Origin of the sequence: Dolichospermum sp. UHCC 0406, from assembly GCF_009712025.1 — a bacterium.
Classification (GTDB): Bacteria; Cyanobacteriota; Cyanobacteriia; order Cyanobacteriales; family Nostocaceae; genus Dolichospermum; species Dolichospermum lemmermannii.
This window is the reverse complement of sequence record NZ_VILA01000006.1, coordinates 1-13876: the sequence shown is the minus strand read 5'-3', so window position 1 is coordinate 13876 and position 13876 is coordinate 1. Positions and strand designations below refer to the sequence as shown.

Annotated in this window: 13 protein-coding genes; 9 read left to right on the top strand and 4 right to left on the bottom strand. The window is 40.0% G+C overall.

What is annotated here, in order from left to right:
* Positions 1–158: 158 nt before the first annotated feature.
* Together FJR09_RS06110 and FJR09_RS06105 are read right to left on the bottom strand one after the other, a co-directional pair.
* Positions 159–1832: a peptidoglycan DD-metalloendopeptidase family protein gene (locus tag FJR09_RS06110; protein WP_015081460.1), complete on the bottom strand. Its 1674-nt coding sequence runs from the start codon at positions 1830–1832 to the stop codon at positions 159–161.
* A gap of 98 nt (positions 1833–1930) precedes the next feature.
* The gene (locus tag FJR09_RS06105; protein WP_041458139.1) at positions 1931–2743 is read right to left on the bottom strand and encodes a biotin--[acetyl-CoA-carboxylase] ligase; all 813 of its coding nucleotides are present in this window, start codon (positions 2741–2743) and stop codon (positions 1931–1933) included.
* Between the two features lie 92 nt (positions 2744–2835).
* Here FJR09_RS06105 and pgeF point away from each other — a divergent pair, with 92 nt between their 5' ends.
* Entirely contained in the window at positions 2836–3615 is a 780-nt protein-coding gene (gene pgeF / locus FJR09_RS06100; RefSeq protein ID WP_015081462.1) for a peptidoglycan editing factor PgeF, read from the top strand.
* Between the two features lie 55 nt (positions 3616–3670).
* Here the strand turns inward: pgeF and FJR09_RS06095 are convergent, their stop codons facing one another.
* Together FJR09_RS06095 and FJR09_RS06090 are read right to left on the bottom strand one after the other, a co-directional pair.
* On the bottom strand, positions 3671–4249 hold the full coding sequence (locus tag FJR09_RS06095) for a Uma2 family endonuclease (RefSeq protein ID WP_015081463.1): 579 nt from the start codon (positions 4247–4249) through the stop codon (positions 3671–3673).
* Between the two features lie 193 nt (positions 4250–4442).
* Positions 4443–5666 (bottom strand): RNA-guided endonuclease TnpB family protein, encoded by a 1224-nt coding sequence (locus FJR09_RS06090; RefSeq protein WP_168654040.1) that lies wholly within the window; start codon positions 5664–5666, stop codon positions 4443–4445.
* Positions 5667–6209: 543 nt separating this feature from the next.
* Between FJR09_RS06090 and FJR09_RS06085 the strand changes: the two genes are divergently transcribed.
* The 8 genes from FJR09_RS06085 to FJR09_RS06045 all read left to right on the top strand — a co-directional run bounded on the left by FJR09_RS06085 (position 6210) and on the right by FJR09_RS06045 (position 13429).
* Positions 6210–6455, top strand: a complete 246-nt coding sequence (locus tag FJR09_RS06085) for a Calvin cycle protein CP12 (RefSeq protein WP_015081465.1) — start codon at positions 6210–6212, stop codon at positions 6453–6455.
* Between the two features lie 205 nt (positions 6456–6660).
* Positions 6661–7251 (top strand): DUF3177 family protein, encoded by a 591-nt coding sequence (locus FJR09_RS06080; protein ID WP_015081466.1) that lies wholly within the window; start codon positions 6661–6663, stop codon positions 7249–7251.
* A gap of 158 nt (positions 7252–7409) precedes the next feature.
* Positions 7410–7709 carry a hypothetical protein gene (locus tag FJR09_RS06075; RefSeq protein WP_015081467.1) on the top strand — a complete coding sequence of 100 codons (300 nt, stop codon included), beginning with the start codon at positions 7410–7412 and terminating at the stop codon, positions 7707–7709.
* A gap of 55 nt (positions 7710–7764) precedes the next feature.
* A complete protein-coding gene (gene cbiD / locus FJR09_RS06070; RefSeq protein ID WP_015081468.1) occupies positions 7765–8880 on the top strand; it encodes a cobalt-precorrin-5B (C(1))-methyltransferase CbiD in 1116 nt (371 codons plus the stop codon).
* Positions 8881–9042: 162 nt separating this feature from the next.
* On the top strand, positions 9043–10665 hold the full coding sequence (guaA, locus tag FJR09_RS06065; RefSeq protein ID WP_015081469.1) for a glutamine-hydrolyzing GMP synthase: 1623 nt from the start codon (positions 9043–9045) through the stop codon (positions 10663–10665).
* Positions 10666–10806: 141 nt separating this feature from the next.
* Positions 10807–11067, top strand: coding sequence for a glutaredoxin 3 (grxC, locus tag FJR09_RS06055; protein WP_015081470.1), 261 nt, complete (start codon positions 10807–10809; stop codon positions 11065–11067).
* Between the two features lie 127 nt (positions 11068–11194).
* Positions 11195–12157 (top strand): glutathione synthase, encoded by a 963-nt coding sequence (gshB, locus tag FJR09_RS06050; protein ID WP_015081471.1) that lies wholly within the window; start codon positions 11195–11197, stop codon positions 12155–12157.
* Positions 12158–12364: 207 nt separating this feature from the next.
* Positions 12365–13429: an RNA-guided endonuclease TnpB family protein gene (locus FJR09_RS06045; protein WP_168654039.1), complete on the top strand. Its 1065-nt coding sequence runs from the start codon at positions 12365–12367 to the stop codon at positions 13427–13429.
* Positions 13430–13876 lie beyond the last annotated feature (447 nt).

Genomic DNA, 13876 nt, shown 5'->3' with positions numbered 1-13876 from the left:
GTCAGGAGTCAGGAGTCAGGAGTCAGGAGTATGGCTAACGCCACGCTTCGCTATCAGAAGTATGGCTAACGCCACGCTTCGCTATCAGGAGGAAGAAGGAAGAAGGAAGAAATTTCTCCCCTCCTCCCTGACCACTGACCACTGACCACTCCGCCAAATTACCGAGCTTGGGCTGTTTTCGTGCCTTGTGTGCCTTGTGCCAACTGGCTAAGGCCACCTTCTAATTGCACACCTGGGTCAACAGCAACCCATCCATTTTGGGTAAGGTGACGGATTTCAAAGTGCAGGTGAGGTCCTGTAGAGTTACCAGTGCTACCAACTCGACCAATGACAGTTCCAGGCTCTACCCATTGACCAGGTTGAACAAAGATTTCTGACATATGCCCGTAAAGACTTTGTTGAGCCGAACTGTGATTGATTGTTACAGCCAAACCATAACCACCTAACCAGTTAGCTGATTCTACTTGACCTTTAGCCGCTGCTAAAATTGGTGTTCCCGTGGGCGCACCTAAATCTGTACCAGCGTGAAAACGGCGATCGCCCGTGATAGGATGAACACGCCAGCCAAATAAAGACGTAATTGGTGCAGCCATAGACAGAGGGAAGACAATTCCCGAACCACCACCACCACGATAAGCCAGGGTATTAGTATAAGGAACTTGAGGTAATACAGATGCCAGTGAAAAATCATAGGACACCAGACTGGGACGAGGAGCAAGATTACCCTCAATCATCGGTGCTGGTAAACTACCTACTTGGGGAGCAATAGGGATAGAACTCACCTTTGTCGTGCTAAATTCCCTAGGACTGGGGATAAAGCTATTGGCATGATAGGCAGCCTTTGTATGACTGCTGGTGTTAGTTCTGGAAATCCGCCAATTATTTTGAGGTTGACTAATTTTGCTCACACTAGTAGCAACAGCTTCACCAACATTCTCACGTTGATTGCGGGTTGCAGTTATGGCTGTCCTCACTGGGGACACGATTGGTAATTTAGCAGTTTCACTTTTTTTCAGCCAAGTCGGTGATGAATCTTTAGACTTAGCCACGGCAGGAGTTTGGGTAGTTTTAGCACAAGCACTTTGCCCTGGAACTACATTTGCACTACAACCACTAGAACGTTCTGTGACGACTACAGAACTGGGCGGTTCATAGTTATCTGTGGTTGCATTTTTGTAGTCAGTGGGATCAATATAAGCGTTGTTATAATCCTTGAGACTACTTTCTGTATCCTTGACAGTATTTTGCGAATTATTGGTTGTTTGAGCGACTTCTGGGAGTTTTTTAACCAATGGGTCAGGTTCACTAACACTGGCTGTAGGTTGAGTATTTTCACCTTTGGGCTGGGAAATTCTCACACTGGCTGTAGGTTGAGTATTTTCACCTTTGGGCTGGGAAATCCTCACACTAGCTGTAGGTTGAGTATTTTCACCTTTGGGCTGGGAAATTCTCACACTGGCTGTAGGTTGAGTATTTTCACCTTTGGGTTTAGCATCTCTGACAACTTCTGTAGATTCAGCAACACTTTTGCTATTTAGCTTCTTTTTCAGCCTAGCTTGTCGGTCAGAAAAATCCGGCTGTGGCTTGGCTGTTTCAGGAACAATAGTTTCTTTCTGAACTGGATTTGTAACTACTGCTGGTTGGGAATTCTCAATCGTGGGAACAATATTGTCTATTGATGCAGTTTCAGTTTGAGCAGTTACAAATCCGCTACCAAGAAGACTAAAGCTACTTAACAAACAGAGGCTTTGTGCTGGTAGTCTAGAAGCAAAACGTTTACTCGTGCCACCGTAGTAAAAATTTTTATGGGCAGATTTATGGTGCTGCGTCATTTTTTCTCTTGTGTTGTGTGTAATAAGTCTAAAGAAATGATATCATTCCATGCTGGATATACTATCCTATGAAGTGACATTTTTAACAAATTTAATCATTAAACAGAAGCTTGACGATAACCCAAACTGATTGTACCTGGTTGGCAAAAAATTTCTGGTGTTACGGCTGCTTTTGGATCATAAGTTGTCATTTTTAACCGGAGATTACCCTGTGGAGTTACTCCAACTACTGTACCTAAAAGATTATTGACATAAACCTGATCACCCATATTTGTGAGTAGATCAAGATAGCGAGATAAGAGGATGTTTATTCCTTCTACCTGTAGACACTCGATACCGGACTTAATTCCTAGTAAGACTTGTGAGGTAAGCATTTCCAGGTGATGAATCATCTGATAATTTTGGGAATTTTGCCATAATTGCAGATTAATTCCCGTTTCTGGAACTTGATTTGCCCAATTAATGCCAACACCAATCACAGCTTGAGTGATATGTCCTTGATTGACTTTGGTTTCCGTTAAAATGCCTCCTAATTTGCGACCATCTAATACTAAATCATTTGGCCATTTTATGCCGACGGGTATACCACATTTTCGTAATTGCGCTGTAATTCCCCACGCGCTGGCCAAGGTGAGTTGATAACTGCTGGTAGCTTCCATGTTGGGTGTTAATGCCATTGAAAGATATAGACCACCAGTAGAAGATTGCCATTGACGACCCCATTGCCCCCTGCCGGCGGTTTGCTGGGTGGCAATAACTACACAACCTGGTTTTTCTCCTTGGTTGATTAGTTGCCACAGGGTTTGATTTGTGGAAGATAAAGTGTTAAAAATATGTAGAGAGAATGGTAAATCTTGATGCTTATATTCTGCTTTTAAGCTATCTACCAAAAGTTGCCGATTAAATTCCACCACAGTTCACCATTGTTTTAAATCTTTTTTGGCAGTTGTTCAAGTTAGCATTGATTGAAAGTAATTAATTTTCTATTGAGGTTTGGTTAAAGATGCACACTTGGCATTGGCACAATTGGGAAGGTCTACCTTACCTGACTTGTAATCTTCTAGAACCCTGGTCTCATGGTTTCTTTACCCAACGGTTTTGGCCTCGTTTACCTCATGAACTAACTCAGGCACTACAACCAGAGGCTTTAGCTTATCGTTTAAAACAGGTGCATGGCAATACTGTTTTAACTCCCCAGGAGGTTGATGATCATGTCAATGCCAGTGATGATGATTTGGCGTTGGCAGATGGTTTAATTAGTCAGCAACCGTTACAAGCTGTCTGGGTGGCTTCTGCTGATTGTACACCTGTTTTGATTGGAGATGTGAAAACTGGACAGGTGGCGGCTTTACACGCTGGTTGGCGGGGAACAGCGGCGAAAATTGTTCCTGAAGCTATTACCAGAATGCAATCTCACGGTAGCAATTTAGCAGATTTGCGCGTAGCTATGGGTCCGGCTATTGCTGGGGAAGTTTACCAAGTTTCTGTGGAAGTAGCTGCGGAAATTGGCAGTACCATTCTACCACATTATGAACCAGAAAAAATAGTTGCTGCTTTACATAATTTAGCGAATTCACCTTTAATCAAAGATCCAGAACCGGGAAAGGTCTGTTTAGATGTGCGGCGGGTGAATGCTTTGCAATTGGAACAATTAGGAATTAGTTTAGAACAAATTGCGATCGCTCCCTATTGTACTTTCCAAACTCCAGAACATTTCTTTTCTTATCGTCGAGAACGGGAGAAAAAGGTGCAATGGTCAGGAATTGTGAGTACAGGTAAATAATAGCATTATATTACCATGACTTACCAAGATGATCCGGTTGTTGAATTTCAACAACCTATCCCCAAATGATTTCCATATTTAAAATAAATTCTGGCAAAATATCTTCACCTAATAATTCTTGGGGAAATTCTAATATCTCTACTGGTTTACCAAGACGATAAATTTCCACTTGGCGCATTTTTCGATTAATTAACCAACCTAATTTAACTCCATTATTGATATATTCCTGCATTTTTGCTCGCGTTTCCTGCAAACTATCACTAGGTGACATTAATTCTAAAACAAAATCTGGGGCAATTGGGGAAAACTTTTCTTGTTCTGCTGGTGTGAGTGTATCCCATCTTTCTTTTTTAATCCAAGCAACATCAGGAGAACGATTTGCACCATTGGGAAGTTTAAAACAGGTGGAAGAGTCGAAACAAACCCCTAGTTTATATTTACGATTCCAAAACACAAAATCTGCGGCAATTTCCACATTACGTTTTCCTGTTCCTCCTCCTGTTGGTGACATAATCAATATTTCTCCTTTGGCATTGCGTTCAAATTTGACTTCAGGATTTTCTCGACAGAGTTGATAAAATTGCTGATCACTTAATTGGATAATAGGGTTTAAGTTGACGGTGATAGCTGTCATAATAACCTCGTGAGGATGAGATCAACTTTAGATAAATTATAAAATGATATCTGGGAAATTAAATTTTAATCTCTAAGCTTAATTAAAAATTACTACACCGACAATAAACGTATACATGAATTGACACTCCCCGGTCTAAAGACGCGGGGATTCTACATTCACAGACTCGCCGTTAGACGACAGGTTTGCACCCTTACGGGTTCGGCAGTCGCTCATGGGGGAAACCCCCAAGACCGCGCTGCCTCACCAATCGCCCAAGAGGGCAAATCTCCTGTAGCGTAGCTGACCGTATCCCTACCGTAGTTAATCCTAATCTTAGGATGTTGATACTGGCGTTAATATCTCTATCTTCTACGAACCCACAATGATGACAATTGTGAGTTCTAGTTGATAGAGATTTTTTGACTTTTTGACCACAATTAGAGCAATTTTGAGAAGTATTATGGGGAGGAACAGCAACTGTTACTTTCCCATATTTGAGTCCAAAATATTCTAGCCATTGTCGAAAAGTCGCCCAGCCAGCATCAGAAATTGATTTAGCTAAATGTCGGTTTCTTACCATGCCTTTAATATTTAAGTCTTCATAAGCTACCAAATCGTTAGATTGGATCACGGAATATGCTAATCTCTTGCAATATTCTTTTCGCTGCCTACTTACTCTTAGATGTTTACGGGCATACCTATTTTTAGCTTTTATATAGTTCTTGGATTGTGGTTGTTTAGCTTTCTTTTTATCTCTACTGAACTTCTTGGATTTTTTGCGATTAGCTCGACTTAACTGTTTCTCTGATTTTCTGTAAAATTGTGGGGCAGGCTCTACATTACCTTTTGAATCAGCAATGAAATATTTTAAGCCCACATCTAAGCCAACGATTTGATTCGTGGGTTGAGATTCAATTCTAATTTTGACATCAATTGCAAATTGAGCATAGTATCCATCAGCCCGACGAACTAGACGAACTCGTTTAATTTGTTTGATGTCATAGAAATTAAGATCATAAGTACCTTTTAATTTCAAAGTACCTATACCTTTCTTGTCAGAGAAAGTAATTGCTTTTCTAGTTTCGGATAGCTTCCAGCCGGTAACTTTGTACTCAACTGAACGGCAATTCTTTTTGAATTTTGGAAATCCCTTCTTACCCTTAACTTTCTTTTTGCAATTATCGTAAAACCGAGCTATTGCACTCCAAGAACGTTCCGCAGCAGATTGTCTTGCCATTGAATTAAGTTCATCCGCAAAAGGAAATTCAGATGCCAAAATCGCGCAATATTTATTGAGATCATATTTCGTCGCACCTTTGTTATCCATCCAATATCTTAAACATTTATTTTGGATGAACTGAGATGCACGAATAGCCTCATCTATTGCGCGATATTGCCTATCTTTTCCTTTGACTTTGAACTCATAAATTATCATGGTTTCGACCTAAACACCACGAAGCTATGCTAACTCACGAATCATAATCTTGTCAACAGGAAAAACTTTCAGTGGAGGCTGAAGCCTCTATCTGGCTTTCATCCCTTGCCTAAAGGACAGTTGAGTTTTTCCGCAGTTCGACAAGTGTTACAGTGAGCTTGCCGAACTGCTCACTGACCACCACGCTCCAAAACTCAACTTCAAGGGTTTTCAGCCTAGTCTCTTATAATTAAATTCATATCAATAAAACTTTAAGCTTATAAGCGAATATATTAGTTTACGCTAAACTATCAGAGGCTTATAAGCGATATTCAAAGTCTGTATTCAAAATGAAAATCTGGTAAGTTATAAGTATAACAGCTTATGATATTCATGGGATAATACTCTGGACATATTTCGCTGAATGAGCCAAAAGCCTATTTGCAAGATATTAGCCACTGGAATTATCACCAAAAGTGTAAAACTAGTGATCTCAGAAACAGAAAACTACAATTTTCAAATTTTTTCTATACTAGTATAAACAAAACATAAGGAGAAATAATCATGACTAACACCCAAACACAAGCTACTGGCGACATTCAAGAAAAAATCCAAGAAGAACTTGAACAAGCCCGCACTGTATGTGATATCTCAGGTAGCAACTCCGCTGAATGTGCTGCTGCTTGGGATGCTGTAGAAGAATTGCAAGCGGAAGCTTCTCACCAGCGTCAAATCAAGCCTAAAAACGCTTTAGAGCAATATTGTGATGCTAACCCAGAAGCAGATGAGTGCCGTCTGTACGAAGATTAGAATCAGCAGTTGTGCTTTTTTCATTAAGTAACAATTTACTGGAATATCAATGGTTTAAACCTCCATTAATTAATGGATTTGAACTAGACGGGGAATAAACTCCCCGTTTTTCGCTTTTGAGAAAAGTCCCCAAACTGAATTTTTCTAGAATAGCTAACGCTATCAAATATCTATTCACAAATTTTCTATTTTTGTTATTGACTTTATGACACAAGTATGGTTTCGCCCTTATGTTTGGATGGATTATAGACTAGCGTTATTATTTACGCTGATTATTCCTTTAATTCTTTCAATTTGGGCATTTGTGCAAAAAGCTGAAGGAATGCAACGCTTATTAATGATTTACTGGCGAGTGGCTAGTTTATTAATTGTTAGTATGTACTTAATGATTGGTAGCTTTGGAGTTAGTTTCATCTCTGCTTTAATGGCGCGGATTCTGATCCCAATTGCGCTATGGTTTTGGGTAGATATCAATGATGAAATTGACTATTATCCCCATAGTCCATTAAAATTAAGTTTTACTTCTTGGCGTTGGGCGACAACAGTTTATTGTAGTTTAGGGGCAATAGCCCTTTTACCCTTCCTAGGTTGTGCTTTTTCAGGAACTGCGATTAAAACTCCTTACTGTAGTGTCTGGTTAGAAGCACCATTAATCTTTAAAGACTATTTTCACCACAATAGCAAACCTGCTTTTCTAGGGTTTTTGGGGATAGTGACTTTAGCAATTTACGTAATTTATTTAAGTTATTTTGTCGCGGTTAAACTCGGTAAACATGGACGTTCCGCTACACATTAAGCAATTGAAAAGTTAGAAAAAATTCTGAACTGTGATTATTCGGATTAATTATCTAAATAAAATTCATCACACAAATCATAGTTCCGACTTGTTTTCCTGATCAATAAATCATCCAAATCAAATTCATCACAAAAATCGTAGTTCCGACCGCTGAATTAATGAATAACTCTGTTGGTAAAAGACTGGAACAATATACAGTCAAAAAATCCCAAGAAGTTCTCATCGTCACTGTCAAAATTGATGATGAACCTGATCAAATTGCTGTGTTTAAAGGCTTTTCTAGTTCTTTGATGCGCCCAACAGCTTATGATCCAGATGTCCCAGTGTTACCAGATAAAGCTACAATTATCGCAATTGACAGAATAGCAAGTCCCTATAATCCTGATTCACCCCGTTATCTTCAACAAGATATTTCTTGGGAAGATATGCAGGTTTTATTATCAAAAATGGGAATTTAGATGAAGAGTGGGTAAGATTTTTTGAATTTTGAATTGTTAATTTTAAATTGTTAATATGTCGCGTTCTGGATACACTTTGCCCGTTTTTGCTTGTGCTGCTGCTGTTGCGGCTTTGCATTGGTTACGCTATCATCAACCCCTGACTGTGACTTCTGTAGATTTGATTACACCTGCTGAAATTGCCGAAATACCCATTGAACAAGTCGCAGGAATATCAGAAAATCAGGCTTTGGCTATGACTCGCAGTGATCCAGGTGATAACCTAGATTTAACAAAGAATACACCGATTTGGGCGATGGTGGCATGGTACGAGGGAGATGGAGAAGCGGTAATTATTCAGGGTGGAGAGGGGATTGGGAAGCAACTCAATGGTGAGGGGAAAGCCGCAATTTATGGTTATGCCCAAAAGTTATTCCAGGAAAATTTACAGCGATTATTAAAACCGACGGAAAAAATCAAGGTAACAATTATTTTACCAGAAGGGCGATCGCTTGCGGTCCGTACTTCTAATTCGGCGTTTGGAGTAGTGGAAGGACTGTCTTTATTAGGAACAACAGGGATTTCTCAACCTTTAAGTACACCAGATCAATTAACAGCTTTTCGTGCTGATTTAGCCGAAAAAGCCAGTCAATTTCCCACTTTGGTCTTTTGTATTGGGGAAAATGGCCTAGATTTAGCCCAAAAACTCGGTATCAACCCCGCACAAATGGTAAAAACTGCGAATTGGTTGGGACCCATGTTAGTCGCTGCTGATGTTTTAGGTGTAAAAGAAATTTTATTATTTGGTTATCACGGTAAATTGATGAAACTAGCGGGGGGAATCTTTCACACTCATCATCATTTAGCTGATGGTCGCCGGGAAATTTTAACTGCCCATTCTGCTATGCTAGGATTAGAGTCTTCCGATATTCAAACCATTTTTCAGAGTCCTACAGCAGAAGCAGCATTAAAACATCTGAGAATTCTCGATAGTAATAGTGGTAGTAATTGGGTAAATCAGGTTTATAGCTCCATTGCAGAAAGCATTGATACCCGTACTCAAGAATATATGAATAGCCATAATGAACAAGGTAAAACCATGATAGCTTGTGGTTCTGTACTTTTTGACCGCGATCGCCAAATTCTCGTAAAAAGTAAAACTGGTTGGATATTACTGGAAAAATTGTGCTAAATTAATAGGAATTATCGTAAGTACCACAAATAAATATTTTTAACTATGATTTGTATAATTAATTTGTTTAGATGATTCATTAATCTGTTATCACCATTAATCACAAAAATCATAAAAATCACAGTCCAGACTTCTTATCCTTAACAACACACCCTCCATAGCATGAATACAGCGGTGACTCTACCAACCGAAAAAATACCTCAAACACCAGAAAATTTGGGGAAACTTAAAGGTCAAATAATTGTAATTTTAGACTTTGGCTCTCAATATTCTGAATTAATTGCGCGTCGTATCCGCGAAACTCAAGTATATTCAGAAGTTATTTCCTATCGCACCACAGCCGAACAGTTACGCGAAATCAACCCCAAAGGTATCATCCTTTCCGGTGGACCAAATTCCGTATATAGCGACTACGCTCCCCATTGTGACCCAGAAATTTGGAAATTGGGAATACCCGTTCTCGGTGTTTGCTATGGTATGCAACTCATGGTTAATCAACTGGGTGGGGAAGTTATCCAAGCCGAACGGGGTGAATATGGTAAAGCATCTCTATACATAGATGACCCCACAGACTTATTAACTAATGTCGAAGAGGGTGCAACCATGTGGATGAGTCATGGAGATTCAGTCACAAATATGCCTCCTGGCTTTGAGTTACTGGCACATACTGATAATACTCCTTGTGCAGCGATCGCTCACCATGACAAAAAACTCTATGGTGTGCAATTTCACCCCGAAGTCGTCCATTCTCAGGGTGGTATAGCCTTAATTCGCAACTTTGTTTACCATATCTGTGACTGTGAACCAACTTGGACAACAGCCGCTTTTGTCGAAGAATCAATTCAGGAAATTCGCGCCAAGGTAGGAGACAAACGGGTATTATTAGCATTGTCTGGCGGTGTAGACTCTTCAACTCTAGCTTTTCTTCTGTATAAAGCCATTGGTGAGCAGCTAACCTGTGTATTTATTGATCAGGGTTTCATGCGAAAACTAGAACCCGAAAGATTAGTAAAGTTATTTAAAGAACAATTTCATATTCCTGTAGAATATGTTAATGCCCGCGAACGATTTATCTCAGCTATTGCTGGAGTAACTGATCCCGAAGAAAAGCGTCGCCGCATTGGACATGAATTTATCAGTGTTTTTGAGGAGACATCAAGGGATCTTGGGCATTTTGACTACTTAGCTCAAGGGACACTTTATCCAGACGTGATTGAATCTGCTGATACCAACGTTGATCCAAAAAGTGGTGAACGGGTAGCAGTGAAAATTAAAAGTCATCACAATGTGGGTGGTTTACCAAAAGACTTGAGATTTAAACTGGTAGAACCACTGCGAAAACTATTTAAAGATGAAGTTCGCAAAGTTGGGCGTTCCATTGGTTTACCAGAAGAAATTGTCCAACGTCAACCTTTTCCCGGCCCTGGTTTAGCAATTCGTATTTTAGGTGAAGTCACCTCCGAACGCTTGAATATTTTGCGAGACGCTGATTTAATTGTTCGTCAAGAAATTAACCAACGTGGTTTATATAATGAGGTTTGGCAAGCTTTTGCGGTTCTGTTACCAGTTCGTAGCGTTGGGGTGATGGGTGATAAACGCACCTATGCCTATCCTATTGTTTTAAGAATTGTCACTAGCGAAGATGGCATGACCGCAGACTGGGCGCGAATTCCTTACGATATATTAGAAGCAATTTCTACCCGCATTGTCAATGAAGTAAAAGGTGTAAACCGTGTGGTTTATGATATTACCTCTAAGCCACCTGGAACTATTGAGTGGGAATAGGTAATTGGTAATTGGTAATTGGTAATTGGTAATTGGTAATTGGTAATTGGTAATTGGTAATTGGTAATTTAAAAAACTATTACCCATTACCACTAAACTTGAGTTTAAAATTAAGAAGTATTGCATTTCTTTGAAAATATTATGGCTGCAAAAGTAGAAATTTACATTTGGACTACTTGTCCGTTTTGTGTTCGTGCTAAAAGTCTACTGAAAAGTAAAAGTGTTGATTTTATCGAATATAATCTTGATGGAGACGAAATAGCCAGAGATAAAATGTCCCAAAGAGCTAATGGAAAACGCTCCTTACCACAAATTTTTATTAATGATATTCACATTGGTGGTTGTGACGATATCCATACTTTAGACCGTCAAGGTAAATTAGATCAGATGCTAGTTTCTTAAAATATTGTGGATCAGATCCCCGACTTCTTTGCTAAATTTTGCTCGAAGATGACTAAGTTCATTTCAGAAGTCGGGGATCTTTAAGATTCTTTAATATTAAAATTCGTAGATGAAAGAGGTATAAAGGATGAAACTAGCTTTTATTATTGATCCTATCCATCGGCTTGATCCATGTCATGATACCAGTGTTGCTTTGATGGAAGCAGCGCAAATTCTAGGACATGAAATTTGGATAACTCAGGCAAATTTGCTGAGTGTTATTGATGGCAAAGCCTGGGCTTCCTTGCAGCAGGTAGAACTCGTTCCCGTGGAGTTAGTAGAACGACGTTGGTTAGCAGTTAATTCTTGGTTTAAATTAAGTCCTAGCGCCTTTACTGCTTTAGAAACAATGGATGCCGTATTTATGCGGACAGATCCACCTGTTAATGATGCTTATCTCTATGCTACCTATATTCTCGATTATGTTGACCAAAATAAAACTTTGGTAATAAATGATCCGGCTGGGATTCGTAGCGCTAATGAGAAAATGTATGCTCTTCAGTTTAGCGAATGTATTCCCGAAACAATTGTCAGCGCTGACAAGCAAGTTATTCGCCAATTTGTCGCAGCTAAAGAAGCAACAATTCTCAAACCCTTGGGGAATAAAGCTGGGGAAGGCATTTTATTCTTACAATCAGGCGATCGCAATTTTAACTCCATTGTCGAACTTAGCACGCTCCAAGGTCAAGTTCCAGTTATGGTACAAAATTATTTACCCCAAGCCAAGGAGGGAGATAAACGGATTATCTTACTCAATGGTGAACCCATAGGTGCGCTAAATCGTCTTTCTAGTAGTAGTGATTTTCGTAATAATATGGCCACTGGTGGAACAGTGGCTCAAACCACCATTACCCCAAGAGAACAGGAAATTTGTAGCCATTTAGCCGCAAAACTCCGGCAAGATGGCTTAATTTTTGTTGGTATTGACGTAATTGGTGGCTACCTAACAGAAGTTAATGTCACAAGTCCCACAGGTATCCGGGAAATTGACCGTCTCGACGGGACTCACATAGCTCATCAGGTTATTCAATGGGTAGAAGCGAGTAAATAGGCAGGGAGCAGGGGAGAAATTTATTTACCAGAAAGACTGGGAAGTTTGAAAGCCCCTGAGTAAGCATTGCGTAGCAATGCCTTATGTGCTTTAGACAGGGGATGAAAAGCGACTCAGGTGGTTTTAACCACCGTCAAGATGTTGCCAGGCGCAATACATTTAGCCATCTTCAACCAACTATAGTAGTATAAGACATGAGGTGAAAGAATGCTAGTTTTTGAGTTTAAAGCTTATGGAAAGTCAGCGCAAATAAAAGCAATAGATGACGCGATTCGGACTGCACAGTTCATTCGTAATAGCTGCATTCGGCTATGGATGGATGTTCAAGGTACAGGTAAAAACGACTTGCAGAAATATTGTGCTGTACTGGCGGCTAATTTCCCTTTTGCTAATGAACTCAATTCAATGGCTAGACAATCTTCTGCTGAACGAGCATGGGCTTCTATCACTCGGTTTTATAATAATTGCAAGAAAGGCATTCCTGGTTTAAAGGGATATCCTCAATTCCAAAAAGACTGTCGTTCTGTTGAATACAAAATAAGTGGTTGGAAGCTTGCTTTAAATCGTAAATCCATCACTTTCACTGATAAAAAAGGCATTGGGCAGTTAAAACTTAAAGGGACTCGTGACCTCCATTTCTACCAAATTAACCAAATAAAACGGGTAAGATTGGTAAAACGGGCTGATGGTTATTATTGTCAATTTTGTATTGATGTCAACCGTCAAGAAAATATAGAACCATCGGGAAATACAATTGGTTTAGATGTAGGTTTGAAAGAATACTACACTGATTCTCATGGGGTGATGGTTGAGAATCCGAAATTTCTGCGTATTGGCCAAAAGGTTCTTAAACGTTCACAACGCCGTGTTTCCAGAAAAGTCAAAGGTTCAAAAAATCGGGGCAAAGCTAGACAGGTTTTAGGAAAACGCCACCTCAAAATAAGTAGGAAACGTAAAGACCATGCTATTAAATTAGCACGGTGCGTAGTTCAGTCTAACGACTTGATAGCCTATGAAGATTTGAGAATTAAAAACATGGTGAGAAATCATTGTTTAGCTAAGTCAATAAACGACGCATCTTGGTATCAGTTTCGTGTCTGGCTTGAATATTTTGGCAAAGTATTTAAGAGAGTCACGGTGGCAGTAAATCCACAATATACAAGCCTTGAATGCTCTAGCTGTGGTGAAGTTGTTAAGAAAACTCTATCTACGAGGACACACGTTTGTCAGTGTGGCTGTGTGATGGATAGAGATGGTGCGATTCGTTGTTAGCTGAATCACGGTAATCAGTCCGTACATAAGCTAACCAACCCAATCCAATCATGGAAAAAGGTTGAACTCTCGGTCTGATATGGGTGAAAGCCCCATCTGCCAGACTCAGGTATGACTCCCTATCTGCCCATGATGACCCGACTCGGTTTCGGGAGGTCAAAGCTGGGAACAGGGCGCAATCAGACACCTGTTGTGAGGTGACACTTGGCGCTAACGGGGAGTTCCTATGATGAAACCGAGCCTAAAAAAGCGACCTAATCCAAAGCGGGACACAACTCAAAAACCCGACTTTACTGGAGCTAATTCCCGCCGCATATCCGTCCCAATATCGGCAAGAGTCCAGGGAATCCAGTGGTTGAATTGGCTACATCTAACGGAACAATCAATCAACCGAGGGAACGAATAAAAACGGATTGGAGGTCTAAGGGAGGTCGAACCCTAAGTAGG

Coding starts and splice junctions, on each gene's coding strand:
- FJR09_RS06110 (WP_015081460.1), bottom strand. CDS start 1,832: ATGACGCAGCACCATAAATCTGCCCATAAAAATTTTTACTACGGTGGC.
- pgeF (WP_015081462.1), top strand. CDS start 2,836: ATGCACACTTGGCATTGGCACAATTGGGAAGGTCTACCTTACCTGACT.
- FJR09_RS06095 (WP_015081463.1), bottom strand. CDS start 4,249: ATGACAGCTATCACCGTCAACTTAAACCCTATTATCCAATTAAGTGAT.
- FJR09_RS06090 (WP_168654040.1), bottom strand. CDS start 5,666: ATGATAATTTATGAGTTCAAAGTCAAAGGAAAAGATAGGCAATATCGC.
- FJR09_RS06085 (WP_015081465.1), top strand. CDS start 6,210: ATGACTAACACCCAAACACAAGCTACTGGCGACATTCAAGAAAAAATC.
- FJR09_RS06080 (WP_015081466.1), top strand. CDS start 6,661: ATGACACAAGTATGGTTTCGCCCTTATGTTTGGATGGATTATAGACTA.
- FJR09_RS06075 (WP_015081467.1), top strand. CDS start 7,410: ATGAATAACTCTGTTGGTAAAAGACTGGAACAATATACAGTCAAAAAA.
- cbiD (WP_015081468.1), top strand. CDS start 7,765: ATGTCGCGTTCTGGATACACTTTGCCCGTTTTTGCTTGTGCTGCTGCT.
- guaA (WP_015081469.1), top strand. CDS start 9,043: ATGAATACAGCGGTGACTCTACCAACCGAAAAAATACCTCAAACACCA.
- grxC (WP_015081470.1), top strand. CDS start 10,807: ATGGCTGCAAAAGTAGAAATTTACATTTGGACTACTTGTCCGTTTTGT.
- gshB (WP_015081471.1), top strand. CDS start 11,195: ATGAAACTAGCTTTTATTATTGATCCTATCCATCGGCTTGATCCATGT.
- FJR09_RS06045 (WP_168654039.1), top strand. CDS start 12,365: ATGCTAGTTTTTGAGTTTAAAGCTTATGGAAAGTCAGCGCAAATAAAA.